This window comes from Streptomyces termitum (assembly GCF_014650175.1).
GTDB lineage: Bacteria > Actinomycetota > Actinomycetes > Streptomycetales > Streptomycetaceae > Streptomyces > Streptomyces termitum.
Genome location: NZ_BMUL01000005.1, coordinates 243157 through 267711, shown reverse-complemented (window position 1 = coordinate 267711; position 24555 = coordinate 243157). Strand labels below are relative to the sequence as shown.

Sequence of the window (24555 nt, the reverse complement as noted above, 5' to 3'; positions counted from 1 at the left end):
CCGGGGTCACTCGTCGATCTTCCAGGGCATGACGATGCCGAACTTCCACAGGTACCAGCCGAGCAGCGCGGCGATGATCACCAGGCCGATGACGGTGAGGGTGATGTTGCGGCGGCGGACCCTGGGGTCGAGGGCGCGCTGTGCGGCCTCGGTGACCTTGCGCTTGGTCCAGCGCAGGACGATCTGCGCCCAGACGAACTCGGTCGCCCAGATCGCCATGCCGGCGAAGATGACGAGCCAGCCGGGTCCGGGGAAGACGAGCATGAGGATGCCGGCACCGATCACGGCGAGTCCGACGATGAAGACGCCGACCTGCCAGCTGAGGTGCAGGCCGCGCCGGGACTTGATGAACTCCGGTGCGCGGGATCCCAGTTCGGCCTTCTCGTCGGCCTCGGCCCCGGGGGCGCGCTCGTCACTCTCCGCATTCATGGAGCCAACCTACCCGACTCACCAGCCTCACTGGAATGGCCGCATTACCGCATGTCACGCTCCGCCACCCGGGGTACCGGAACCCTCACAAAACAGACAGAGGGGTTTACAACGGCACCGTAGGTGGCATGTCGATTTCGCCGACGTGCGAATCCCCGAGCGCACACTGAGCGAAAGGCCCTGGCGCTTATGAACACCGTGGTGAGCTGCGAGCTGCACCTGCGCCTCGTTGTGTCGAGCGAGTCCTCACTGCCTGTACCCGCGGGCCTGCGGTATGACACGGCGGATCCGTACGCCGTGCACGCCACCTTCCACACCGGAGCCGAGGAGACGGTCGAGTGGGTCTTCGCCCGCGACCTTCTCGCCGAGGGGCTGCACCGGCCCACCGGCACGGGCGACGTCCGGGTCTGGCCGTCCCGTAGTCACGGTCAGGGAGTCGTCTGCATCGCATTGAGCTCTCCCGAGGGAGAAGCCCTGCTCGAGGCCCCGGCGAGGGCCCTGGAGTCGTTCCTCAAGCGGACCGACGCCGCGGTGCCACCGGGCACCGAGCACCGGCACTTCGACCTCGATACGGAGCTCTCCCACATCCTGGCGGACAGCTGAGCCAGGCCATCGACCGCACGGCGCCGTCCGACTCGGGGCGACGGCGCCGCGCGGACGGCCACACGGCACGACCTCCGGCGCTCCCACCGCGCAGCCGGCGCGGTGCGGGGCGCCGCCGCGCTTTTCCGGGGCGCGCTAGAGTCGTCGCCAATCCGCGGGCGCCCGCCCGCGGCCGGCCAGGGAGCGAAGCGTGCTCATCCCCCATGACACCCGGATCGCCCTCGACACCGTCGTCGATCTGATGAACACCGCCGCACAGGGCGACCGCGAGGACACGCTCGCGGACCTGGACGCCCTGCGCGTCTTCGTCCGGGCGCACCGGATCAGCGGCGTGAGCGGCCTGGGCGCCGAGGACCTGCGGGCCGTGCGGGAGGTGCGCGAGCGCTTCGCCGCGGTCTTCTCCGCCCCGGAGGCCCGGATAGCGGCCCCCCTGATCAACCAGCTGGTGGCCGCCGCGGGCACCACCCCGCAGCTCACCGACCACGACGGCTACGACTGGCACGTGCACTACTTCGCGCCGGGCGCCTCCGTCGCCGACCACCTGGCGGCCGACTGCGGGATGGCGCTCGCCTTCATCGTGGTCGCGGGCGAGCGCGAGCGGCTGCGGCGCTGCGAGGCGCCGGACTGCGGCCGGGCCTTCGTCGACCTCTCCCGCAACCGCTCCCGGCGCTACTGCGACAGCCGCACCTGCGGCAACCGCCTGCACGTGGCCGCCTACCGGGCGCGCCGCAAGGAAGCCGCCGGCTGACCGGCCGCTCCGGCGGGGCGTCCCGGTCCGGGGCGGCGTCACAGGAGGTAGAGGTCGTGCAGGGCGGCCAGCAGGAACAGCAGCCCGATCACCGTCAGGAAGATCATCAGCGGTGGCTGCGACAGTGCGTAGAGACAGCCCCGCGGCTCGTCGGCCGGGAGGTCGGCCGGGGTGTCGGCGGGGAGGGAATCGGCGGAGGCGGGGGCGGGTTCCCGCGAGGTATCCAGCATCTCGGGGGGATGATCGCGCACGGCGACCCCTCGGAATCGCCGAAAGAGCCTCTCCCCCGGGGGAGTTCACCCCTTCCCGTGGATCTTGGGAACACCGCCCGGTCGCGGCCCGGCAGACAACGGCCAGAAGCGGTCAGATTCCGTGCTTCTTCAGAATCGCCTCGATGTCGCTGAAGTCCTCCGACGCGCCGGCCGCCGCTCCCCCGCCGGTCGCCGCGCGCGGAGCCCGGCCGCCGAGGGCCTTCCCGGCCGGGGCCGAGGCGCCGGGCGCGACCGCGGCGGGCTCCGCCCCGCCCCCGGCCGCCTTCCGGCCGGCCCGCCGCTCGGCGCCCCGCGTCGCCGCGAGGAGCAGCCAGGCGGCGCCGAGCGCTCCGAAGCCGGCCCAGGCGACCGGGCTGAAGGCGGTGTCGAAGGCCCACCGCACCGCACCGGTCATCACCAGGCCCAGCGGCACCAGGGCGTAGGCGGCGATCCGGGCGGCGGAGCGGTACTTCTTCCGGTAGGCCGTGATCGCGGCGATGCCCAGGCCCGCCGCGGCCACCGCGGAGAAAATGGTCTCGGCGAGCATGCGATCCTCCAGGTCCTGGCCATCACGTCCCTTCCATCCTGCACCCCACCGGTGGCTGGGGGCCATGCCGCCGGACCGGTCTCAGGGAGATCTCCGGGTCGTCCCGGACGCGATCTCCTCCTCAGGTGCCGGTGCGGTGCCGATGGCACCGGCGGGCCGGGCGGCTGGAAGACTGGCGGTCATGAGCGACATCACCACCGCACCCTCCCCGGTCGTCCTGGAGGCGTGGTTCGACCTCCAGTGCCCGGACTGCTTCCAGGCCCTCGACGACCTCCACGCGCTGCGCGAGAAGTACGGCGACCGGATCGACGTCCGGCTGCGCCACTTCCCGCTGGCCAAGAACAAGCATGCCTACGCCGCCGCCCAGGCCGCCGAGGAGGCCGTCGACCAGGGCCGGGGCCGGGAGTACGCGGAAGCCCTGCTGGCCCGGACCGCCGAGCTGGCCGAGCGCGGCGAGCCGGTGCTCCTGGAGGTGGCGGCCGGACTCGGCCTGGACGCCGAGGAGTTCGACACGGCGCTGATCGACGGCCGGCACCTGCTCGTCGTCGACGCCGACCAGGCCGAGGGCCAGGCCCTCAAGGTCACCGGCACCCCGACCTACGTGATCGGCGGGGAGCGGCTGGACGGCGGCAAGAGCCAGGAGGGGCTGCGGGCCCGGATCGAGGAGATCGCCGACCGCCTCCTGGCGGGCTGACGCCCCCGCTCCCCTCAGCCCCCGGATCCGGGCGTCAGAGCAGCCGCTTGGAGCTGTTGACGTACGTGACCCGGTAGCCGAGGGACTCGTACAGGCGGACCGCCGGGGTGTTGTCCGCGAAGACGTGCAGTCCGATCAGGGCCTCCCCGGCCTCCCGCACCGTCCGCTCGGCCAGCAGCATCAGCGCGCGGCCGTGGCCCCGGCCGCGCTGCTCCCGGTCGACCTCGATGTCGTACACGTACCCGGCGGTGACCCCCGGGTCCAGCTCGCGCACCCCGGTCCAGACGTGGCCGGCGACCCGGCCGCCGACGGCGACGACGCTGATCGCCGTGCCGGGGGTGGCCAGTCCCCGCGGCAGCAGCTCGCGGTGGCTGGCCTCGGCCTTGGCGCGGGCCTGCTCCTCGGAGACGCCCCGGGCCATCCACTCGCGGGCGAAGCCGTCCCGCGCGGCCGGCTCCCAGACGGCGTACTCCTCCTCCGTCATGGGACGGACCTCGGCGCCGGCGGGCGGGGCGGGCGGCGCGTCCGGGAGTTCCTTGATCATGTTCCGGCTGCGCTCGGTGTAGCCGAGCGCGCGGGCCAGCGCGAGCGCGGCCCCCGCAGCGGCGGGCACGGATATCTTCACGTCCGAGCAGCCCCAGCCGCGCAGCACCTCCTCCGCGGCGAGCACCGCCACCGTGGCCCGGCCCCGGCGCCGGTCGGGCTCGTCGACCCGGAGGTCCTCGATCAGCCCCGAGGTGGCTCCGAAGCCGGGGTCGGTCAGGAGGCGGACGGAACCGACGCGGCGGCTGTTCACGCAGATGTCGTAGGTGCGCGAACGGCCGCCGTCGGCGGTGTGCTGGAGCGGCTCGGACGGCCGCAGTGTGGTGGTCATCAGGGGTGTTCTACCCATTCGGGAGGCCCCCGTCATCCGGATTTATCCGAGCTTCGGGTCCCGGTCGGCGGCGGCCCGCTCCTCGAAGACCCGCATGGCCTTGACGGTGACCGGGCCCGGCTCGGCGGAGAGCGCCCGCCCGTCCACCGTGTGCACGGCCTGGACGTCCCGCAGGGTGGAGGTGAGGAAGATCTCCTCGGCGGTCTCCAGGACGTCCAGCGGGAGGTCGGTCTCCTCGGCACCGGTCCACTCCACGGCCAGCGCGCGCGTGATGCCCGCGAGGCAGCCGGAGGAGACGGGCGGGGTGTGGAGGCGGCCGTCGAGCACGACGAAGACGTTGGAGCCGGTGCCCTCGCAGAGCCGGCCGACGGTGTTGCCGAAGAGGGCCTCGGAGGCGCCGGCCTCCTTCGCGCGTGCGAGGGCGACGACGTTCTCGGCGTACGAGGTGGTCTTGAGTCCGGTGAGGGCGCCGCGCTCGTTGCGGGTCCAGGGGACGGTGATCGCCTTGGTGGTGTCGGGGCGGCGGGCCGTGGGGCCGACGGCGACGACCAGGCTGGTGCCGGTGTCGCCGCGCTCCGAGCCGAGCGGGGAGAGGCCGCCGGTGTAGGTGATGCGGAGCCGGCCCAGCTCCACCGGGTTGGCCTCCAGGACGGCGGCGCAGGCCCGGCGGACCTCGTCGAGGTCGGGGTCGGGCAGGCCGAGGCCGCGCGCGGAGCGGGTGAGGCGCTCCAGGTGGAGGGTGAGGGCGAACGTTTCGCCGCGCTCGGCCCTGACCGTCTCGAAGATGCCGTCGCCGACGGTCAGTCCGTGGTCCAGGACCGAGACCCGGGCGGCCTTCTCGTCGTGCAGCCCGCCGTTGACCCAGAGTTTCATCGAGAGATGGCCTTTCCGCTCGCCTCAGAGGCGCCTGACTCGTAGGCGCCCGACGCTATCGCGACCAGCCGGGCGGCCTTCAGCTCGGTCTCCTCCCACTCCCGCTCGGGGTCGGAGCCCCAGGTGATCCCGGCGCCGGTGCCGAAGCGCAGCACCTCCTGCGGGCGGTCGATCCAGAAGGTGCGTATGCCGACGGCCAGCTCGGCGCGGCCGGTGTCGGCGTCCACCCAGCCCACGCCGCCGCAGTACGGGCCGCGGGGCGCGGTCTCCAGGGAATCGATGATCCTCAGGGCGCTGGATTTCGGGGCGCCGGTGACGGAGCCGGGCGGGAAGGTGGCGGCCAGCAGTTCGGGCCAGCCCGCGTCCTCGCGCAGCACGCCGCCGACGGTGGAGACGAGGTGGACGAGACCGGGGTGCTCCTCGACCTCGCACAGGGCGGGGACGGTGACGGAGCCGGTCGCGCAGACGCGGCCGAGGTCGTTGCGGACCAGGTCCACGATCATCACGTTCTCGGCGTGATCCTTGGGCAGCAGGTCGGCGGCGGTGCGGCCGGTGCCCTTGATGGGACCCGAGGAGACCAGGGCGCCCTCCCGGCGCAGGTACAGCTCGGGCGAGGCGGTGGCGATCTCCACGCCGTGCGCGGGCAGCCGGATCGTGCCCGCGTAGGGGGCGGGGTTGCCCGCGGCGAGCAGCGCGGTGAGGGCGTCGACGTCGGCGCGGGCCGGGTCGGGCAGCGGCGCGCTCAGCACCCGGCAGAGGTTCGCCTGGTAGACCTCGCCGCGCGCGATGTGCTCGCGGATCCGGCGCACGCCCGCGGTGTACGCGGCGCGGTCGAGGGACGACGTCCAGTCGCCGGGACGGGGTCCGGCCCACGCGCCGGGTGCGGCGGCGGGCACGGGGTCCCTGCGGACGTCTCCGAAGCGGGCGCAGGTGAGCCGGCCCTCGAAGTCGGCGCAGACGGCCCAGAAGCCTGCGGAGTCCAGGGCCTCCGGGTCGTGGGTGACGTCCCGGAGATCGGTCGCGACGAGGCCGCCGAAGCGGGCCAGGGGAGCTAGGTCGTACACGGATCGAGTCTAGGTCGTGCCCGGAAAGTCCCGCCGTGCGCCCGGAGGGCGCGGGCCGCGGTGCCCGGCGGGAGTTCGCGGACGCGGCCCGGGTCGGCGGCGGACGGCGGGGGCGGGCGGGGCCGGTGCGGGCACGGGCGGCGGGGCGGCGGGCACGGCCGGTGACCGGCGGCGGGGCGGCCGCGCGGGCGCCGCCCCGGACGTCCCGCGCGCCCCTCCGGCCCCGTCCGCCACCCCGCCCGGGGGGCCGTCGCGGGGGCCGGATCGGGCGGTGGCTCAGCACGCTGCGGAAACGCGTTTTTGTACTGGCCGAGGAATCCGCTAAAGTTCAACACGTCGCCGGGACGCGCAAGCGAAACGGAAACGACAAGCGGACGTGGCTCAGTTGGTAGAGCATCACCTTGCCAAGGTGAGGGTCGCGAGTTCGAATCTCGTCGTCCGCTCGAGTGGGGGGATCTTCCCGAACCCCCTGTGACACTCCTGGTGGAGTGGCCGAGAGGCGAGGCAACGGCCTGCAAAGCCGTCTACACGGGTTCAAATCCCGTCTCCACCTCCAAGGACGATTAGCTCAGCGGGAGAGCGCTTCCCTGACACGGAAGAGGTCACTGGTTCAATCCCAGTATCGTCCACTGGACCTTCGGGTCCTGGATCCTAGGATCCCCCGCGCGATTAGCTCAGCGGGAGAGCGCTTCCCTGACACGGAAGAGGTCACTGGTTCAATCCCAGTATCGCGCACGCAGTACCCGCACCCTCGGGTGTGACCCGCGCGATTAGCTCAGCGGGAGAGCGCTTCCCTGACACGGAAGAGGTCACTGGTTCAATCCCAGTATCGCGCACGGGATCATGAAGCCCCGGCCGTAGTTCACGGCCGGGGCTTCGTCGTGTCCGGACGGCGGCCGGGGCTCCCCGGCCCGCACAGGACGGGACGGGCCGGGGAGCGGGGGAACGGCTCAGGAGGAGAACAGCATCCGGCCGAAGCCGCGCCGGCCGTAGTGGCCGCCGTGGCCGTGGCCGCCGTGCGGGGCGCCCCAGGCGGGCGGAGCGGGCTGGGCCGGGTAGGCGGCCGGCGGCGGGGGCGGGGCCGGCTGGGTCCACTGGGACTCCAGGCGGGTCAGGGCCTCCAGCTCGCCGTAGTCCAGGAAGATGCCGCGGCAGCCGCTGCACTGTTCGATCTGGACGCCGTTGCGGTTGTACGTGTGCATCGCCGCGTGACACTTGGGACACTGCATGCTCGGCTCAACTCCCTGCCGTTGCCGTTCGAATCGTTGGCTTCACCTTAGGGGGACGCGGCGGGGGCCGGGACGGTTCGGGAATCCGCGATCCTGGCGCAGGTGTCGATCATCACGGTCTCGACCTCGTCGAGGGCGCGGCGCTCCGCCGTGGACTTGGCCAGCGCGAGGGCGGCGGTCTGCACGGTCAGGGCCCGCGCGGGCAGGTCGAGCCGCTCCCAGGGGTCCGCGCCGGCGGCCGGGCCGCCCGCCGCCCGGTAGGCGTCGAGGAACCGCGCCCAGACCTCCGGCGGCAGCAGTCCGGCCGCGAACCAGGCGGCCGGGCGGGCCAGGTCCCAGGCGGGGTCGCCGACCCCCGCGTCGTCGATGTCGATGAGCCGCCAGGAGCCCCGGAAGTCCCGGACCAGCTGACCGAGATGGAAGTCGCCGTGGCACAGGTACGCGCGCGTGCCGGGGTCCGGGGGGACGGTCCGCCAGGCCGCGAGGACGGTGCCGGCGGCGGGGTGGCCGGGCGCGGTGCGGCGCATCCGCTCGACGGCCAGGGCGGCCTTCGCGGGCGCGCGCATGGCGGGCAGCCCCTCGGGCCCGTCCGGCGGCGGGGTGCGGTGGAGCAGGGCGAGGAGCCGGGCCGCCTCCTCCCAGGGCGCGGCGCCGGGGTCCTCCGGGTCGACCGGGGGCCCGTACGGCCACAGCGTCACCGGTCGGCCGTCGAGCGGCTCCGGCCGGACGCCCGGCACCGGCGGCAGGAAGATCCCGGCCAGGTCCGGGTGGCCGGCGAGCGCGAGCCGGGCGGCGTGCGGGCCGGGGGCGGTGCCGGGGGCGTGCGCCTTGGCGACCAGTCCGCCGTGCCGGACGACGGTGCCGTCGTCGCGGTCCGCGAGCGGCCCGACCGTCCCCGGCGCGCAGCCGCACGCTCCCCCGCCGTGCACGGCGGTCCGGGCGGCCCGGGCGAGCGCCCCGGAAACCCCCGCGGGGTCGGGGCCGGTCTCTGCGGTGTCCATCCGGGGAGCGTACGCGGGGGCTCGGAGGTCCGGGACCGGGGCCTGGGGCGCGGGGCGCGGAAGCTCAGAGCCCGGGGCGCGGGCCCAGGGACTGGGGCGCGGGAGAACGGGGAACAGGACCCGGAGCACGGAAGCTCAGAGTCCGGAGCGCAAGACCCGGGGCGCGGGCCCGGAGCGCGGGAGATCGGGGCCGGGGCCTGCGGCCCGGGGAGTCGGGCACGGGGAGTCGGGGAACGCGGAGGGGCCGGTCGGCTCCCCGGCCGACCGGCCCCTGCGCTGTCGTCCGCCGCACCCCCGTCCCCACGGGGCTGTCGGCCGATGTGTCCGGCCCGGGCCGCTCTCCCGGGCCCGGGGCGCCGCTCAGCGCCCCAGCATCACGCCCACGGACGACGCCTGTGTGACCACCGCTTCCCAGCCGCCGAAGACGACCACGAGCAGGGCCGCGAGAGGGAGGACCATGGCGGTGGCGACCAGGGGATGGCGACGTCCCGCGGGGCGGGGGGTCGGCCGGTGTGCCGTGTGGGCCATGGTCCTCTCCTGTCGTTGCTGTCCTTGCAGGTTTCCGGTGCGGTGGGCGCGTGTTCCTCGGGGGACGAGAGTCGCGCCCACCGCATGACCTCAACAGTAGGGAGCGGGGGCCTCGGGGGCGTCATGCCCGCGTACCGGCTTTCCGGCCTACGGGAGGATGACGCCCGGCCCCCGGGCGTACTCCCCTGGGTGGAGACGGGGGCGCGCGGGTGGGGGGCTTCCCGGAAGGGACGCGCCCCCACCGGGGCCCGGGAGGAGTGACATGGCTCACGTCGGGCGCGGAGGAGGGGCGGCCCGCGGGGGAAGACGGGGCGCGGGCGCGGGGAGTTGGCGGAGCGTGCCGCCAAGTGGAGTGGGCCGGAAGGGGTGTTGGCCGGGTGCCCGGGAACGGGGCGGGACCGGGCTCCTTCCCAGCACTGACAATCGATGGCGGCGGGAGGGCGCGGCCTATGAGCGCGCCGGGGCGGCACTACGTAAGCTGTGCCACGTCGAACGGACGAGGGGACGGACATGGCGATGATGCGGCTCCGGCGCGAGGACCCGCGGATCGTCGGGGCGTTCCGGCTCCACCGCAGGCTGGGCGCCGGAGGCATGGGGGTCGTGTACCTCGGCTCCGACCGCCGCGGCCAGCGGGTGGCCCTGAAGGTGATCCGGCCGGACCTGGCCGAGGACCAGGAGTTCCGCTCCCGGTTCGCCCGTGAGGTGTCGGCGGCCCGGCGGATCCGGGGCGGCTGCACGGCCCGGCTGGTCGCGGCCGACCTGGAGGCCGAGCGGCCGTGGTTCGCCACCCAGTACGTCCCCGGTCCCTCGCTGCACGACCGGGTCGCGGAGGAGGGTCCGCTGCGGGCCGCCGACGTGGCCACCATCGGGGCCGCGCTCTCCGAGGGCCTGGTCGCCGTCCACGAGGCCGGGGTGGTGCACCGGGACCTGAAGCCCTCGAACATCCTGCTCTCCCCCAAGGGCCCCCGGATCATCGACTTCGGCATCGCCTGGGCCACCGGTGCCAGCACCCTCACGCACGTCGGCACGGCGGTCGGCTCCCCCGGTTTCCTCGCGCCCGAGCAGGTGCGGGGGGCGGCGGTCACCCCGGCGACCGACGTCTTCTCGCTCGGGGCGACGCTCGCGTACGCCTCCATGGGCGACTCGCCCTTCGGGCACGGCAGTTCCGAGGTCATGCTGTACCGCGTGGTGCACGAGGAGGCGCAGCTCCAGGGGGTGCCGGACGCGCTGGCGCCGCTGATCCGGGCCTGTCTGGCGAAGGATCCGGAGGACCGGCCCAGCACGCTCCAGCTGTCGATGCGGCTCAAGGAGATCGCGGCCCGCGAGGCGCAGGGGCTGTCGTCGGCCCGGCCGCCGGCGCCGCGCGAGCGGATGGAGGACCGGGCCACGCTGCGGCCGACCGAGCGGTACACCGACCCCCGGGACACCCGGGGGCGGGAGTCGTCCGAGCGGGTGCCGCCGCGGGGACGCGGGGCGGGGCCGTCCTCGCGGCCCTCGGCGCCGGTGCGCACCGGCGGCTCGCGCAATCCGCAGTCGCGGCCCGGGACCCGGCCGGGGGCCCGGTCGACCTCGACGGGGCGGCGGCCCGCCGATCCCCGGCTGCTGCGCCAGCGCCTCTTCGTCTTCGTGGTCGTGACGCTGGTGGTGGCGCTCGGGATCGCCGCCGCGCAGGCCCTCCAGAACTGATCCGGCGCCCGCCCGCACATGACGACGGCCCCGGTACGCGCGCGCGTACCGGGGCCGTCGTCGTGCCGTCACGCCTCGGGGCGGCCCGTCGTCACCGCGTAGAAGGCGACGGCGGCGGCCGCGCCCACGTTGAGCGAGTCGACGCCGTGGGCCATCGGGATGCGGACCCATTCGTCGGCGGCGCGCAGGGCCTGGGTGGAGAGGCCCTCGCCCTCCGCGCCGAGCATCAGGGCGACCCGGTCGAGGCGGTGCGGGGCGGCCTCGTCCATGGAGGTGGCCTTCTCGTCCGGGGTGAGCGCGAGGAGCTTGAAGCCCGCCTCGCGGACCGCCTCCAGACCGCGCGGCCAGACGTCCAGGCGGGCGTACGGGACGGAGAAGACGGCGCCCATGGAGACCTTCACCGAGCGGCGGTAGAGCGGGTCGGCGCAGTCCGGGGAGAGCAGGACGGCGTCCATGCCGAGGGCGGCGGCGCTGCGGAAGATGGCGCCGATGTTGGTGTGGTCGTTGACCGACTCCATGACGGCGACGCGGCGGGCGGTCGCGAGGAGCGCGGCGGCGTCCGGGAGGGGCTTGCGCTGCATGGAGGCGAGGGCGCCGCGGTGCACGTGGTAGCCGGTGACCCGCTCGGCGAGGTCGGGCTGGACGGCGTAGACGGGTGCCGGGACCTCGTCGATGACGTCGCGCATGACGTCGACCCACTTCGCCGAGAGCAGCATCGACCGCATCTCGTATCCGGCCTGCTTCGCGCGGCGGATGACCTTCTCGCCCTCGGCGATGAAGAGGCCCTCGGCGGGTTCGCGGCGGCGGCGCAGTTCGACGTCGGTCAGGCCGGTGTAGTCGCGCAGGCGGGGGTCGTCGGGGTCGTCGATCGTGATGAGTTCGGCCACGGGGTGATACTGCCTTGTCCGGGGTGTGGTGCCAATGCGTGGGACGGGCGGCGGGCGCCGCCCGCCGGGGCGGGGACGGGGTTCAGCGGTGGGGGCCCTCGGCGACGACCGGGCCGATCACGATGACGGCCGGCGGGCGGACCTCGTGCTCCCGCACGGCGTCGGCGACGGTGGCGAGGGTGGCGTCCACCCGGCGCTGGGCGGCGGTGGTGCCCTCCTGGACGAGGGCGAGCGGGGTGTCGGGGGCCTTGCCGTGGGCGACGAGCGCCTCGGCGATCTTCCCTATCTTGTCGACGCCCATGAGGATCACCAGGGTGCCGGTGAGCTTGGCGAGCGAGGCCCAGTCGACCAGCGAGCGCGGGTCGTCGGGGGCGACGTGGCCGCTGACCACGGTGAACTCGTGGGCGACGCCCCGGTGGGTGACCGGGATGCCGGCGGCGCCGGGGACGGATATGGAGCTGGAGATGCCGGGCACGACGGTGCAGGCGATGCCCTCGGCGGCGAGCGCCTGGGCCTCCTCCATGCCGCGGCCGAAGACGAAGGGGTCGCCGCCCTTGAGGCGGACGACGGACTTCCCGGCCTTGGCGTGCTCGATCAGCGCGTGGTTGATGGCCTCCTGGGCCATGAAGCGGCCGTACGGGATCTTCGCCGCGTCGATCACCTCGACGTGCGGCGGCAGCTCGTCCAGGAGGTCGCGGGGGCCGAGCCGGTCGGCGATGACGACGTCGGCCTCGGCGAGCAGTCGGCGGCCGCGCACGGTGATCAGGTCGGGGTCGCCGGGGCCGCCGCCGACGAGGGCGACGAAGGGGGTGCGGGCGCGCCGGGCGGGAGCGGCGAGGGAGCCGTCGCGCAGGCCCTCCAGGATCGCGTCCCGGACGGCGGCCGAGCGGCGCGGGTCGTGGCCGGTGAGGACGGCGACGGTGACGCCGTCGCCGCGGCCGGTGGCCGGGGTCCAGGCGGTGGCGGCCTCGGCGTCGTCGGAGCGGACGCACCAGACGCGGGCGCGCTCGGCCTCGGCGGAGGCGGCGGCGTTGGCGGCCGGGTCGGTGGTGGCGACGAGCGCGTACCAGGCGTCGGCCAGGTCGCCGTCCTCGTACCGGCGGCGGACCCAGGTCAGCTCGCCGGCCTCGGCCATCGCCTCCACGGAGGGGGTGGCGGACGGCGAGACGAGGGTGATGTCGGCGCCGGCGGCGATGAGGGCGGGCAGCCGGCGCTGGGCGACCGTGCCGCCGCCGAGGACGACGACGCGCCGGCCGGCGAGGCGGAGGCCGACGGGATAGGCGGGGTGCTCGACGTGCTCGGCCATGTGCGGGCGGCTCCTCAGAAGGGGCGTGCGGGCCGCTGCGGCGGCGAAGCGGCTGGTGGGCGGGCGGTGGGGCCCGGTGTCCACGATATCGGTGACGTGGCGTGGGCACCTTGTGACCCTGGTCCCTCGGCGGGCGCGGGACATGGGGCGGCCCCGGGGCCGCCTCCCGGGGAGGGCGGCGGCGCCGGGGCCGTACCGGCTACTTCTCGGTGACGCCGGCGGAGTCGAAGGTCGCGACCTCGTGCATGGCGCGGGCCACGCTCTGCACCAGCGGCAGGGCGAGGAGGGCGCCGGTGCCCTCGCCGAGGCGGAGGTCGAGGTCGACCAGGGGGCGCAGGCCCAGCTTGTTGAGGGCGGCGACGTGGCCGGGCTCGGCGCTGCGGTGTCCGGCGATGCAGGCGGCGAGCGACTCGGGGGCGATGGCGCGGGCGACGAGGGCCGCCGCGCCGGTGGAGACGCCGTCGAGGATCACCGGGGTGCGCAGCGAGGCGGCGCCCAGGATGAGGCCGACGAGGGCGGCGTGCTCCAGGCCGCCGATCCGGGACAGGACCTCGATGGGGTCCGCCGGGTCGGGCTGGTGCAGGTCGAGGGCGCGGCGGACCACGTCGACCTTGCGGGCGTGGGTCTCGTCGTTGATGCCGGTGCCGCGACCGGTGACCTCGGCCGGGTCGACGCCGGTGAAGACGGAGATGAGGGCGGCGGACGCGGTGGTGTTCGCGATGCCCATCTCGCCGGTGAGGAGCGCCTTGTTCCCGGCCGCGACGAGGTCGCGGGCGGTCTCGATGCCGACCTCGATGGCGGCGATGGTCTCCTCGCGGGTCATCGCGGGCCCGGCGGTGAAGTCGGCGGTCCCGGCGCGGACCTTGCGGGGCAGCAGGCCGGGGGTGGCGGGCAGTTCGGTGGCGACGCCGACGTCGATGACGCAGACCTCGGCGCCGACCTGGTGCGCGAAGGCGTTGCAGACCGCTCCCCCGCCGAGGAAGTTGGCCACCATCTGGCCGGTGACCTCCTGCGGCCAGGGGGTGACGCCCTGGGCGTGGACGCCGTGGTCGCCGGCGAAGACCGCGACGGCGGCGGGCTCCGGGATCGGCGGCGGGCAGACCCGGGAGAGGCCGCAGAGCTGCGCGGAGATGATCTCCAGCATGCCGAGGGCGCCGGCCGGCTTGGTCATCCGCTTCTGCCGCTCCCACGCCTCGCCGAGCGCCTTGGCGTCGAGCGGGCGGATGGAGGCGACGGTCTCCTGGAGGAGGTCGTGCGGCTCCTCGCCGGGCAGGGCGCGGCGGCCGTACGTCTCCTCGTGGACGACCCAGGCGAGCGGGCGGCGCTTGGCCCAGCCCGCCTGCATCAGCTCGGGCTCGTCGGGGAACTCGTCGACGTACCCGACGCAGAGGTACGCGACGACCTCCAGGTGCTCGGGGAGGCCGAGCTCGCGGACCATCTCGCGCTCGTCGAAGAAGCTGACCCAGCCGACGCCGAGGCCCTCGGCGCGGGCGGCGAGCCAGAGGTTCTCGACGGCGAGGGCGGAGGAGTACGGGGCCATCTGCGGCTGCGTGTAGCGGCCGAGGGTGTGCCGGCCGCCCCGGGTGGGGTCGGCGGTCACCACGATGTTGACCGGGGTGTCGAGGATGGCCTCGATCTTCAGTTCCTTGAACTGCTTGGCGCGGGCCTTGGGCAGCGACTGGGCGTACGCCTCGCGCTGCCGCTGGGCCAGCTCGTGCATGGTCTGCCGGGTCTCGGCGGACCGGATGACGACGAAGTCCCAGGGCTGCGAGTGGCCGACGCTGGGGGCCGTGTGGGCGGCCTCCAGGACGCGGAGCAGCACCTCGTGCGGGATGGGGTCGGAGCGGAAGCCGTTGCGGATGTCGCGGCGCTCGCGCATGACGCGGAGCACGGCCTCGCGCTCGGCGTCGTCGTAGCCGGGCGCGGGGGCGGCGGGCCGGACCTCGGCCGGGGCCTCGACGGACTCCTCGGCCCGCTCGTCGGCCTGCTGCCCGGTCTGCTGCCCGGTCTGCTCGTCCTGCTCGTCGGTGGATCCCTCGGGGGCCTCGGCGGGCGCTTCGGCGGCCGGGGTCTCCTGGACCTCCTGGGCGGGGGCCTCGGGGGCGTCCTCGGCGACGACCGGGATCTCCTCGGCGACGGCGACGACGGGCGCCTCCGCCGGGACCTCGGCGGTGACGTCGGCGAACGCCTCGGCGGGGGCCTCCGGGGCGGGCGCCTCCCCGGCCGGGAGCTCCTCGACGGCGGCGGGGTACTCGGGGGCGGCCTCGGCCTCGGCGGGCACCGGCTGCTCGGCGGGCCCGGCCCCGGCGGCGGGCTCCACGGCCCCGGCGGCGGGCTCCACGGCCCCGGCGGCGGGCTCCACGGCCCCGGCGGCGGGCTCCACGGCCCCGGCGGCCTCCACGGCCTCCACGGCCTCAGCGGTCTCGGCGGCGGCCGGTTCCGGGGCGGGCTGCTCGGCGGCGGCCGGCTGCTGCTCGGCGACCGGGGCCTCCCCGGCCGGGGTCTCCTCGGCCTGGATCTCCTCGGCGGGGGACTCCGGGGCGGGCTGCTGCTCCGCGACGGGCTCCGCCGGTACGGCGTCGGGCGCGACGGTCTCCACTGCGGGCGCCCCGGCCTCGGCCACCGGCTCGGCGGGGGTCTCGGCGGCCTCGGGGGTCTCCACCGGGGCCTCGGCCTCCGGGGCTTCCTGGGCCTCGGGCGCCCCAGGCGCCACGGGCTCGGCCGGTTCGGCGACGGCCTCCGCGGCGACCGGTTCGGCGGCCGTCGGCTCGGTGGCGGCCTGCTCGGCGGGGGGCTCCACGGGGGCCTCGGCGGCGGGCTCGCCCTCGCGCGGGGCGGGGACGACGGCCTCGACCGCCGGTTCGGCCTGCTCGGGGGCCGGGACGGGGGCCAGGTGCGGGGTGGTCGGGACGGTGCCCTCGACCGGGACGAAACCGCTCTGGGGGGCGGTCGCCTCCGCGGGAACCCCGGGGGCCGCCGGGAACTCCTGGGGCTGCGCGGTCCACGGCTCGGCGCCCTGCGGGGCGAGCTGCTGGTCCTGCGCGATGTCGAAGTACTCGGGCCCGGTGGTGGGCGGTCCCGGGTTCCGTACGGGCACGGGCGCGGGGGCCGTGGCCACGAGGGGCTCGGGAACGGGCGCCGGGACGGGCTGCGCGGCGGGCGCGGCCGGGCCCCGGTCGGCGAGCGAGCGCACGACGCCGCCGGTGGCGGTCTCGGGGACGGGCGGGCCCATGTGGAGCGGGCGGCGCTGCGGGACGGGGGTGCCGGCCGGCGGGGTGGCCGTCGGCGGGACGCGGACGCCGCCGAGGTCGACGGAGCCGGTGTCGCGGCCGGCCGCCTCGTGGGCGCCGGTGTCGAGGATGCCGGGCTCGTAGCCGTGGGCGGTGGCGACGGCCTCCTGGGGCGCGACGGGGACGCCGTGCGCGGGGGTGCCGTGCTGTGCCTGCGGCGCGAGCCGGACGCCCTGCGGCGGGGTGGCGCCGGCCGGGGCGGTGAGCCGGTCGGCGAGGACGGGACCGGTCGGCAGGGGCCCGGTGAGCGGGTCGGTGAGCGGGTCCGGCAGCGGGTCGGTGAGCGGGTCGCCCTGCGGGGCGAGCGGGTCCTGGCCGGCCGGTCCGGAGCCCGCCTGGGCGGGGACGGCGATCGGCGGGGTGGGGACGGCGCCCGGCGGGTGCTCGCTCCAGGCGCCCTGGGCGCCCGGCATGAGGAGCATGTCGTCGTCCTCGGGGAGCTGCTGGCCGGGGTGCTGGCCGGAGGGGTCCAGGAAGGTGTACGCGCCCGGAGCGGGGATGCCCGGCTGCTCGACCATGCCTGCGTTCTCCGGCAGTCCCTCGCCCGGGACCTGGCCGGTGTCCGTCATGCGTACCCCTCGCCCATCGTTGTGTTCGTTCAGAGCCGCGCCCGTCAACGAGAACGAGCGCGTGCGCCGCGCGGCACGGAGACGCGCGGACACCCATGCATTGTCGCGGCCCGCGGCCTTCGTGGCAGGCGGTTCCGCCACGGCGCGCTGTGGACTGCGCCACGTCGCGCCGTCCCCCCGGTGCACCGCACCCCGTTGACCGCCGAGAACGGGTCAAGACGGTCAGCGATTCGGGACATTGACGAACAACATGCCGAAGGTCCCGGCGCGGTACAACAATCGGCCAGCCTACCTTCCCGCCCGGACGGCCGGGTCACGGGGCGGTGGCGGTCCGGCGGCCGGAGAGCAGGAAGACGACGGAGCGCTCGCGCTCGGTCCAGTCGGCGGGATCGAGGCCGACGGTCTGGAGGAGGACGGTCTCGACGGTGTAGCCGCCGTCGGCGAGGGCCGCGCCGATCGCCTCGGCCCCGTCGCGGGTGGTGGCGTGGGCGGTGATCCGGTCGGGGCGGCGGTCGGTGCACGCGGTGACGACGGGGACGCCGCCGGCGGCGACGCGGACGACGTCGGGCTCGGGGAGGCTCTCCAGGACGTGCGGGGCGCGGCCGGTGACGGTCTGGAGGAGGACGCCGTGGCGGCGGGCGGCGGCCTCGGTGCGGGTGCGGGCGGCCGGGTCGGCGTCGACGGCGATGACGGCGGCGCCGAAGCGGGCGGCCTCGACGGCGAAGGCGCCGCCCGCGCCGCCGATGTCCCAGACGAGGTCGCCCGGCCGGGGGCCGAGGCGGGCGAGCTGGACGGCGCGCAGGGTGGGGTCCTCGCCGGGGCGTTCGGCGGGGGCGGTCCCCTCCTCCGGGGCGGCGGGCAGCGCCCAGCCCCGGGCGGCTCCGGCGGCCGGGTCGTGGCCCATGAGCCAGGGGGCGGTGGAGGCGCCGGTGCCGCCGGCGCCGCCGATGACGAGGACGACGTTGGGGTCGCGCCAGGTGTGGTCGGCGGCCCGGTCGGAGGTGAGGACGGAGACCTGTTCGCGGGAGGTGCCGAGTTCCTCGCAGACGACGAAGGTGCGGTGGACGCCGTCGAGGAGGAGGGCGAGTTCGGCGGGGCCGGCGCCGGGGGAGGTCAGGACGGCGACCTTGGGGTGGGCGCGGCAGACGTTGACGGCGCGGCGCAGGGTGCGCTGGTGGGCGACGACGACGCGGGTGTCGTCCCAGGGCATGCCGGCGCGGGCGAAGGCGGCGGCGACCGAGGAGACGGCGGGGACGACCTCGACCTCCAGGCCGTGCTCGGGGGCGCGCAGGGCGCGGACGACGCCGAAGAAGCCGGGGTCGCCGTCGGCGAGGACGACGGCGGTGCCTCGGTGGCCCGCGATGCGGCGGGCGGCGAGGTCGACGCTGCCGAGCCGGACGTGTTCGGCGCAGGGGGGCGTCTCGGGGAGTGCCAGGTGGTGGGCGGCGCCGGCCACCAGGGTGGCGGCCGAGAGCGCGGACCGGGCCGCCTCGGTGAGGGGCGAGCCGTCCCAGCCGATCACCGTGACCCGGTCGGCCATCGCGTCTGCCTCCTGTGGTGTCGTCGCAGGTCGGGGCGGGTCGAAGCGTACCCGGATCCGGGCCGGGCACGGACCGGCGACACCGGCCGCCGGGTGACGGGGGCGGGTCGCCCGGCGGGGCCGCCGGTGCGTCAGCTCCAGTCGGCGAAGGCCGAGTAGCCCGCGTCGGCCATCTGGTCGGCGACGCCGTCGAGGTCCTCGGGGAGGAGGCTCCAGACGATGTAGTCGGTGCGCAGGTCGGTCCAGCCGCCGTCCTCGGTGCGGGTGCGCGCTATGCAGGCGTTGCGCAGGACGCCCTCGCTGATGCAGCCGATCTTCTGGGCGACCTGCTGGGAGGCGGTGTTGTCGGCGGCCGTGCGGAGTTCGATGCGCTCGAACTTCTGGTCGGCGAAGAGCCACTGGGCGGTGGCGAGGGCGGCCTCGGAGGCGTATCCCTCGCCGCGGGCCCAGGGGGCGACGATGTAGGAGAGCTCGGTGGAGCGGACCCGCCAGTCGGTGTGGGCGAGTTGGACGACGCCGACGAGCCGCTGGGTGAGGAACTCGGTGACGGCGAGGTCGAGGCCCCGGCCCGAGGTGCGTTCGGCGGGGGCGTAGGAGGTGATCCAGTGGAGGGCCGCCTCCTCGGTGTACGGCTGGGGGACGGCCGTCCAGGCGCCGACCAGTTCGTCGTTCATCATCTCGGCCAGTGCCGGGGCGTCGGCGTCTTCGAGCGCGCGCAGCACCAGCCGGTCCGTACTGATGGAGATGTCCGGGAAGGTGGTAGTCATGCGCAGCTCCGTACCGAAGACCGTCCGTTGAGACCGTGAACGCACAGCATGCAGCATGGGGTGCGGGGCGCGCATGGCCGGGTCCGGGGCGGGGGCGGCGCGCGGAAGGCCCCGCGCGCCGGACGGGGCGGGCGGGGCCTTGCGCCGAAGGACCGTGCGGGCGGCCTTACTTGGCGGCGCCGAAGGCCGGGACGACCGAGCCCTGGTAGGTGTCCTCGATGTACTTCTTCACCTCGGGCGAGTTGAGGAGCTTGGCGAGCTTCTGCACGCGGGCGTCCTTCTCGTTGCCCTCCTTGACGGCGAGGAAGTTGGCGTACGGGTTGCCCTCGGCCTTCTCCTGGACCAGGGCGTCCTTCGCCGGGGAGAGCTTGGCCTCGATGGCGTAGTTGCCGTTGATGACGGCGGCGTCCACGTCGTTGAGGGCGCGGGGCACGGTGGCGGCCTCCAGCTCCTTGAACTCCAGGCCCTTCTTGTCGGTGATGTCGGAGAGCTTGGCGTCGGTGCCCACGCCGGCCTTGAGGGTGATGAGGCCGTTGTCGGCGAGGAGGTGGAGCGCGCGGCCCTCGTTGGTGGTGTCGTTGGGGACGGCGACGGTCTGGCCGGCCTTGATGTCCTTGACCGACGAGACCTTCTTGGAGTAGAGGCCGAGCGGCTCCAGGTGGACGTTGACCACCGGGACGATGTGGGTGTTGTTCTTCTTGTTGAAGTCGTCGAGGTACGGCTTGTGCTGGAAGAAGTTGGCGTCGACCTGGCCGCTCTCGGTGGCGGTGTTCGGCAGGACGTAGTCGGTGAACTCCTTCACCTCCAGCTTCAGGCCCTCCTTGGCGGCCAGGTTGTCCTTGACGAACGTGAGGATGTCGGCGTGCGGCGTCGGGGACGCGGCGACGACGAGCGGCTTGTCGGCGGCGGCGCCCTCCTTGGCGGAGGCCGGGTCCGAGGAGGTGCCGCAGGCGGTGAGGCCGAGGGCCAGGGCGGTGAGGGTGGCGAAGCCGGCGGTGAGCTTGATGTTCTTACGCACGAAGAGTGCCTCTTTCTTGTGGAGCGGTGGACGCCTGGACAACAAGTCCGGGCTTCGGTGGTGGTCCTGGGGTGCCGTCAGGCCGTACGGCCGCGGCGGGCGAGGAGCCGTACGACTCCGTCGCCGACGAGCTGGACGACCGTGACGATCGCGACCAGGACGACGACGGTGACGAGCATGAAGGTGGTGTCGAAGCGCTGGTAGCCGTAGGTGACGGCCTTGGAGCCCAGCCCCTCGCCGCCGACCGCGCCGGCCATCGCGGAGTAGCCGATGAGCACGATGACGGTGGTGGTGACGGCGGCGACCAGCGAGGGCAGGGCCTGCGGGAGCAGCACCTTGCGGACGATGGTGGGGATGCCGCCGCCCATGGACTGGACGGCTTCGACGAGGCCGTGGTCGACCTCGCGGATCGCGGTCTCGACGAGGCGCGCGAAGAAGGGGATGGCGCCGATGGCGAGGGGCACGATCATCGCGGTCGGGCCGATGAAGGTGCCGACGACGAAGGTGGTGAAGGGGATCAGGGCGATCAGCAGGATGATGAACGGCAGCGAACGGCCGATGTTCACGATCGCACCGACGACCTTGTTCACGATCCGGTTCTGGAGCAGTCCGCCCTTGTCGGTGAGGACGAGGAGGATGCCGAGCGGGAGGCCGCCGACGATGGTGACGACGGTGGCCCACAGGACCATGTAGAGGGTGTCGACCGTGCCCTGTTCGAGCAGGGGCCTCATCTCTTCCCAGGTCACTTGGCACTCTCCTTCGCGAGCACGGGCTGCTGGGCGGGGACCGCGGGCGCGGTGCCGTCCCGCGGTTCTTCGACGCGTTCGACCTGGAGGCCCTGCTCGCGCAGGAAGCCGACGGGGACGACGTTCTCCTCGTACCGGCCGGGGAGTTCGATCCGCATCCGGCCGATCTGCTTCCCGCCGACGGTGTCCATCGCCGCCCCGAGGATCGAGATGTCGATGTTGTAGGTGCGGGCGAGCTGGGAGATGACCGGCTGGGTGGCGGCCTCGCCGTGGAAGGTGACGTCGACGACGGTGCGGTCGGGGCCGGTGGCGTGCCCGCCGACCGGGAAGAGTTCGGCGGCCAGCCGGGAGCCGGGGGTGGCGAGGAGTTCGCCGACGGTGCCGGACTCGACGACCCGGCCCTTCTCCATGAGGGCGGCGGAGTCGCAGACAGTCTTGACGACGTCCATCTCGTGCGTGATGAGCAGGACGGTGAGGCCGAGCTGCCGGTTGAGGTCGCGCAGGAGCTGGAGGATCGAGCGGGTGGTCTCCGGGTCGAGGGCGCTGGTGGCCTCGTCGGAGAGGAGGACCTTGGGTTCGCCGGCGAGGGCGCGGGCGATGCCGACGCGCTGCTTCTGTCCGCCGGAGAGCTGGCCGGGGTGGTTCCTGGCCTTGTCGGCGAGGCCGACGAGGTCGAGGAGTTCGAGGGCGCGGCGGGAGCGCTCGGCGGAGGGGACGCCGAGGATCTCCAGGGGGAGTTCGACGTTGTCCTGGACGGTGCGCGAGGAGAGCAGGTTGAAGTGCTGGAAGACCATGCCGATGCGGCTGCGGGCGCGGCGCAGGTCCTTGCCGGCGCGGCGGCCCCGGCCGGCGAGGGCGGTGAGGTCGACGCCGTCGACGGTCACCGTGCCGGAGGTGGGGCGCTCCAGGAGGTTGACGCAGCGGATGAGGGAGGACTTGCCGGCGCCGCTCTGGCCGATCACGCCGAAGACCTCGCCCTCGCGGACGTGGAGGTCGACGCCGTCCAGGGCGGTGACCTGGCGGCCGCGTGACTCGTAGACCTTGGTCAGGCCCGAAGTGGTGATCACAGGGGGTTTCCGTCACTGTCGAGTGCGCGACGCGGAGGTTCCGCCGTGCACGGGGCGTTCGTCATGCGGACGGCCGGGCGCGCGGGAGACCGCTCCGGCGGGCGGCCGGAAGGGCGGTGATGCGCGGGGCGGGCACGGTCCGGCGCCGGTGGGGCGGGCGGATCGGCTCGGCCGTCGGGGTCTCGCTTCGGGGCGCGAGGCTCAGGCGGGGGCCCTCAGAAGGCGCACATTCGACACATACAACGAGCACCGGGCGTCTGGTTCGCCTCGGTCGCAAGGATGCGGCTGCTCGTCGTGGTCATGTCTGCAAGTAAAGCATGCGCAGGTGCGAACAGAAGTCGGGTGTCCGCATTCCGGACGCTCCTGAGACGCGGGACGGACGCCGCCGTCGGGGCCGCTCCCCCGCGCTTCCCCGTGCGGGACCTGCGCCGGAGCGGGGTGCGGCGGGGTGGCGGGAGTCGGGGCGGAGAGGCCGGGATGTGGCCAAGGCCACGGGGTGGGGTGGTTCGCACGGAGGGAGCGGGGCGGTCGTACGGAAGGGGCGGGAGCGGTTTCGTACGGTGGAGCGGCCCGGGGGTGTACGGCGGGAACGGTCCCGGGGTGTACGGCGGGGGCGAGGGCATCGGGCCGTTCGGGCCGTAATACCCTCGGGCGCATGCTTGACGCCCTCACGGTCGCGGTATCGGTGGCCGCGCTCGTCCTCGCCGCCTGGTGCGGCTTCGCCGCCTACCGGGACCAGCCGACCAAGGACTGGCACTTCATCGGCATGGCCGTGGTGACCTTCCTCGTCCTGGTCCAGCTGATCGTCGGGATCGTGCGGCTGGCGCGCGGCGAGAAGGCCGAGGAGGGCACGACGATCTTCGTCGCTTATCTCCTCGGCGCGCTGTGCGCCGTACCGATCGCCGGTTTCATGTCGCTGGCCGAGCGGTCCCGCTGGGGTTCGGCGACGGTGGCGGCGGGCGCGGTCGTGCTCGCCGTCCTGGAAGTGCGTCTCTTCGACATCTGGACGGTGGGCTGACCATGGCGGAGACGACGCGCGAGCGGGCCGCGGAGACGGCGGACGGCGGGCGGACCCGGCTCGTCAAGGGGCCGGGCATGCTGCTGGTGTGGCTGTACGGCGTGATGTCGGTGGGCGCGGTGTCGCGCTCGATCTACCAGATCAGCAGCGAGTTCGAGCACGCCCCGCTGGCGTACACGCTGTCGGCGGTCGCGGCCGTCGTGTACGTCTTCATCACCTACACGCTGGTACGGGGCGGGGAGACGGCCCGCCGGGCGGCGCTGGTGTGCTGCGCGGCCGAGCTCGCGGGCGTGCTGATCGTGGGGACCTGGACCCTGGTGGAGCCGTCCGCCTTCCCCGACTCCACCGTCTGGTCGGACTTCGGGTACGGCTACGTCTTCATCCCGGTGCTGCTGCCGCTCACCGGCATCTGGTGGCTGCGGCGCTCGCGCACGGCCTGATCCCGCCATACGTGACGACGGCGGCGGCCCGGTGGGGCCGCCGCCGCCGTCGTGTTCCGCCCCCGGTCCGGGGCGGGCGCCTCAGGCCGCCTTCTCCAGGGTGACCAGGGTGAGCCGGGGGCCGATCTCGCGGGTGCCGGTGCGGGCGTAGCCCTTGGCGCGGTAGAGGCGGAGGTTGCCCTCGCTGCGGTGGCCGGTGAACAGCTGGAACCGCTTGGGCGCGGCGGCGTCCGTCCCGGCGGGGTGGCGCTCGATGGCGTCGAGGAGCCGGCCGCCGATGCCGTGGCGGCGCAGGCGCGGGTGGACGATGAGCTTGGCGATGTGGACGGTGCCGTCCTCGTCGGTCCGCGCGCGCACGGAGGCGACGACCTCGTCGCCCAGCCGGGCCACCAGCCCGTACCCCTCCGCCAGCTCGGCCCGGACGGCGTCGAGCGACTGGGTGAGCGGCTCGATGGACCAGTCCCCGTACAGCTCTGCCTCGCTCTGGTAGCAGAGGTACTGGAGCTTCAGGATCTGCTCCGCGTCGCGCGCGTCCGCCGCCGAGATGGTCACACTCAGGCCCATGTGTGCATGCCTCCCGCTCATCTGGTCACCGATCGGTTCCCCGCACCCTTCCCCGTCGGCCGGGGACCGGAACCTCTGCCGCGAGCATTCTGCGCAGGCATCCCAGGCAACGGGAACGCATCGGCCCCAGACTTCCCTGTGAGATACCCAACGTCCCTGCGATTTCCCGGTACGTGGGGTCCGCGGGGTCGAGCATCGCGGTCAGCAGCCGGGGGCAGCGGCCGGGCGTCCGGGTGACGGCCGCGCGGACGGTGCGGCGGCGCTCCGCCGAGAGGACCCAGCCCTCCGGGGAACCCAGCGGCACGCCCGCGTACGGCTCCTCCCCCGCCCTCGGCACCGGTTCGCCCGGATAGGGGCGTTCCCTGTGACGGGTGCGCCGGGCCCGGCGCGCCTCCGCCCGGACGGCCCTGCGCAGCCAGTCGGCGGGGCGGTCGGGGGCGTCGTCGGCGCGGAGCCGTTCCAGGAGACGGAGCCAGACGGCCTGTTCCAGATCGCCGGCCTCGACCCCGGCCGCGGCGGCCTCCGCCCGCGATTCGGCGGCGAGCAGCGGGGTGAGGGCGGCGAGGAGGGTTTCCGGGGAGGTCATGTCCGGCACGATGCGGGACGGGCGGGGAGCGGTTGCGGATGAGGCGGGGAACCACCCGGTCGGGGGGAGGGGAACGGGGGTGCGGATCCGGGATCCAAGAGGCTGGATCCCGGATCTTTGATCCAAAAGGCTGGAGCCTGGATCCAAGATGCTGGAGCTTGGATCCAAGATCCGGTGTCCCGGATCCCGGATCCCGGATCCAAGATGCTGGATCCAAGATCCCGAATCCA

General features: G+C 74.6%; 25 protein-coding genes and 5 tRNA genes. 11 read left to right on the top strand and 19 right to left on the bottom strand.

Annotated features, from left to right (window positions below):
• Positions 1 to 6: 6 nt before the first annotated feature.
• Entirely contained in the window at positions 7 to 429 is a 423-nt protein-coding gene (locus IE219_RS12200) for a TIGR02611 family protein (protein ID WP_189976659.1), read from the bottom strand.
• A gap of 189 nt (positions 430 to 618) precedes the next feature.
• On the opposite strand from IE219_RS12200, the gene IE219_RS12195 reads away from it, so the two are divergent.
• Complete coding sequence (locus IE219_RS12195; protein WP_030493555.1) at positions 619 to 1032, top strand: SsgA family sporulation/cell division regulator; 414 nt, start codon at positions 619 to 621, stop codon at positions 1030 to 1032.
• 190 nt (positions 1033 to 1222) lie between these two features.
• Positions 1223 to 1780: a CGNR zinc finger domain-containing protein gene (locus IE219_RS12190; protein WP_189976658.1), complete on the top strand. Its 558-nt coding sequence runs from the start codon at positions 1223 to 1225 to the stop codon at positions 1778 to 1780.
• A 38-nt stretch (positions 1781 to 1818) separates the two neighbouring features.
• Here the strand turns inward: IE219_RS12190 and IE219_RS12185 are convergent, their stop codons facing one another.
• Complete coding sequence (locus IE219_RS12185; RefSeq protein WP_189976657.1) at positions 1819 to 2010, bottom strand: hypothetical protein; 192 nt, start codon at positions 2008 to 2010, stop codon at positions 1819 to 1821.
• A 133-nt stretch (positions 2011 to 2143) separates the two neighbouring features.
• A complete protein-coding gene (locus IE219_RS12180) occupies positions 2144 to 2578 on the bottom strand; it encodes a hypothetical protein (protein WP_189976656.1) in 435 nt (144 codons plus the stop codon).
• A gap of 181 nt (positions 2579 to 2759) precedes the next feature.
• On the opposite strand from IE219_RS12180, the gene IE219_RS12175 reads away from it, so the two are divergent.
• Entirely contained in the window at positions 2760 to 3272 is a 513-nt protein-coding gene (locus IE219_RS12175; RefSeq protein WP_189976655.1) for a DsbA family protein, read from the top strand.
• Between the two features lie 34 nt (positions 3273 to 3306).
• Here IE219_RS12175 and IE219_RS12170 read toward each other — a convergent pair whose 3' ends face one another.
• The 3 genes from IE219_RS12170 to IE219_RS12160 are packed head-to-tail and all read right to left on the bottom strand — an operon-like array spanning position 3307 to position 6083.
• Positions 3307 to 4146, bottom strand: coding sequence for a GNAT family N-acetyltransferase (locus IE219_RS12170; RefSeq protein ID WP_189976654.1), 840 nt, complete (start codon positions 4144 to 4146; stop codon positions 3307 to 3309).
• A gap of 42 nt (positions 4147 to 4188) precedes the next feature.
• Positions 4189 to 5019: an aminotransferase class IV gene (locus IE219_RS12165; RefSeq protein ID WP_189976653.1), complete on the bottom strand. Its 831-nt coding sequence runs from the start codon at positions 5017 to 5019 to the stop codon at positions 4189 to 4191.
• Positions 5016 to 6083: a chorismate-binding protein gene (locus tag IE219_RS12160; RefSeq protein WP_189976652.1), complete on the bottom strand. Its 1068-nt coding sequence runs from the start codon at positions 6081 to 6083 to the stop codon at positions 5016 to 5018. Before IE219_RS12160 ends, IE219_RS12165 begins: the two co-directional genes overlap by 4 nt.
• Positions 6084 to 6453: 370 nt before the next feature.
• On the opposite strand from IE219_RS12160, the gene IE219_RS12155 reads away from it, so the two are divergent.
• From IE219_RS12155 to IE219_RS12135, 5 genes are all read left to right on the top strand, one after another.
• A tRNA-Gly gene (locus IE219_RS12155) sits at positions 6454 to 6526 on the top strand.
• Positions 6527 to 6565: 39 nt separating this feature from the next.
• A tRNA-Cys gene (locus tag IE219_RS12150) sits at positions 6566 to 6639 on the top strand.
• Position 6640: 1 nt separating this feature from the next.
• Positions 6641 to 6712, top strand: a tRNA-Val gene (locus IE219_RS12145).
• Positions 6713 to 6746: 34 nt separating this feature from the next.
• Positions 6747 to 6818, top strand: a tRNA-Val gene (locus IE219_RS12140).
• Between the two features lie 29 nt (positions 6819 to 6847).
• Positions 6848 to 6919, top strand: a tRNA-Val gene (locus IE219_RS12135).
• Positions 6920 to 7033: 114 nt separating this feature from the next.
• Here the strand turns inward: IE219_RS12135 and IE219_RS12130 are convergent.
• The 3 genes from IE219_RS12130 to IE219_RS12120 all read right to left on the bottom strand — a co-directional run bounded on the left by IE219_RS12130 (position 7034) and on the right by IE219_RS12120 (position 8841).
• A complete protein-coding gene (locus IE219_RS12130; protein ID WP_189976651.1) occupies positions 7034 to 7312 on the bottom strand; it encodes a TFIIB-type zinc ribbon-containing protein in 279 nt (92 codons plus the stop codon).
• Between the two features lie 47 nt (positions 7313 to 7359).
• Positions 7360 to 8313 carry an aminoglycoside phosphotransferase family protein gene (locus tag IE219_RS12125; protein ID WP_189976650.1) on the bottom strand — a complete coding sequence of 318 codons (954 nt, stop codon included), beginning with the start codon at positions 8311 to 8313 and terminating at the stop codon, positions 7360 to 7362.
• A gap of 360 nt (positions 8314 to 8673) precedes the next feature.
• The gene (locus IE219_RS12120; protein ID WP_189949504.1) at positions 8674 to 8841 is read right to left on the bottom strand and encodes a hypothetical protein; all 168 of its coding nucleotides are present in this window, start codon (positions 8839 to 8841) and stop codon (positions 8674 to 8676) included.
• Positions 8842 to 9351: 510 nt separating this feature from the next.
• On the opposite strand from IE219_RS12120, the gene IE219_RS12115 reads away from it, so the two are divergent.
• Positions 9352 to 10527, top strand: a complete 1176-nt coding sequence (locus tag IE219_RS12115) for a serine/threonine-protein kinase (protein WP_189976649.1) — start codon at positions 9352 to 9354, stop codon at positions 10525 to 10527.
• A gap of 68 nt (positions 10528 to 10595) precedes the next feature.
• Here the strand turns inward: IE219_RS12115 and IE219_RS12110 are convergent, their stop codons facing one another.
• The 8 genes from IE219_RS12110 to IE219_RS12075 all read right to left on the bottom strand — a co-directional run bounded on the left by IE219_RS12110 (position 10596) and on the right by IE219_RS12075 (position 21717).
• On the bottom strand, positions 10596 to 11414 hold the full coding sequence (locus tag IE219_RS12110; RefSeq protein ID WP_189976648.1) for a TrmH family RNA methyltransferase: 819 nt from the start codon (positions 11412 to 11414) through the stop codon (positions 10596 to 10598).
• Between the two features lie 82 nt (positions 11415 to 11496).
• Complete coding sequence (cobA, locus tag IE219_RS12105) at positions 11497 to 12720, bottom strand: uroporphyrinogen-III C-methyltransferase (RefSeq protein ID WP_189976647.1); 1224 nt, start codon at positions 12718 to 12720, stop codon at positions 11497 to 11499.
• A gap of 199 nt (positions 12721 to 12919) precedes the next feature.
• Positions 12920 to 16579 carry a nicotinate-nucleotide--dimethylbenzimidazole phosphoribosyltransferase gene (gene cobT / locus IE219_RS12100; RefSeq protein ID WP_189976646.1) on the bottom strand — a complete coding sequence of 1220 codons (3660 nt, stop codon included), beginning with the start codon at positions 16577 to 16579 and terminating at the stop codon, positions 12920 to 12922.
• Positions 16580 to 16892: 313 nt separating this feature from the next.
• Positions 16893 to 18119, bottom strand: coding sequence for a precorrin-6y C5,15-methyltransferase (decarboxylating) subunit CbiE (cbiE, locus tag IE219_RS12095; RefSeq protein ID WP_189976645.1), 1227 nt, complete (start codon positions 18117 to 18119; stop codon positions 16893 to 16895).
• A gap of 131 nt (positions 18120 to 18250) precedes the next feature.
• Positions 18251 to 18886, bottom strand: a complete 636-nt coding sequence (locus tag IE219_RS12090; protein ID WP_189976644.1) for a GNAT family N-acetyltransferase — start codon at positions 18884 to 18886, stop codon at positions 18251 to 18253.
• A 166-nt stretch (positions 18887 to 19052) separates the two neighbouring features.
• Entirely contained in the window at positions 19053 to 19904 is an 852-nt protein-coding gene (locus tag IE219_RS12085) for a MetQ/NlpA family ABC transporter substrate-binding protein (RefSeq protein ID WP_189976643.1), read from the bottom strand.
• 77 nt (positions 19905 to 19981) lie between these two features.
• Positions 19982 to 20650: a methionine ABC transporter permease gene (locus tag IE219_RS12080; RefSeq protein WP_189976642.1), complete on the bottom strand. Its 669-nt coding sequence runs from the start codon at positions 20648 to 20650 to the stop codon at positions 19982 to 19984.
• Positions 20647 to 21717: a methionine ABC transporter ATP-binding protein gene (locus IE219_RS12075; RefSeq protein ID WP_189976641.1), complete on the bottom strand. Its 1071-nt coding sequence runs from the start codon at positions 21715 to 21717 to the stop codon at positions 20647 to 20649. The genes IE219_RS12080 and IE219_RS12075 overlap by 4 nt, the downstream gene beginning before the upstream one ends.
• A gap of 655 nt (positions 21718 to 22372) precedes the next feature.
• Here IE219_RS12075 and IE219_RS12070 point away from each other — a divergent pair.
• Together IE219_RS12070 and IE219_RS12065 are read left to right on the top strand one after the other, a co-directional pair.
• Positions 22373 to 22735 carry a hypothetical protein gene (locus IE219_RS12070; protein ID WP_189976640.1) on the top strand — a complete coding sequence of 121 codons (363 nt, stop codon included), beginning with the start codon at positions 22373 to 22375 and terminating at the stop codon, positions 22733 to 22735.
• Between the two features lie 2 nt (positions 22736 to 22737).
• Entirely contained in the window at positions 22738 to 23175 is a 438-nt protein-coding gene (locus IE219_RS12065; protein ID WP_189976639.1) for a hypothetical protein, read from the top strand.
• A gap of 81 nt (positions 23176 to 23256) precedes the next feature.
• Here IE219_RS12065 and IE219_RS12060 read toward each other — a convergent pair whose 3' ends face one another.
• The gene (locus tag IE219_RS12060) at positions 23257 to 23739 is read right to left on the bottom strand and encodes a GNAT family N-acetyltransferase (protein ID WP_189976638.1); all 483 of its coding nucleotides are present in this window, start codon (positions 23737 to 23739) and stop codon (positions 23257 to 23259) included.
• A 25-nt stretch (positions 23740 to 23764) separates the two neighbouring features.
• Entirely contained in the window at positions 23765 to 24325 is a 561-nt protein-coding gene (locus IE219_RS12055) for a sigma-70 RNA polymerase sigma factor region 4 domain-containing protein (RefSeq protein ID WP_189976637.1), read from the bottom strand.
• Between the last annotated feature and the right edge of the window lie 230 nt (positions 24326 to 24555).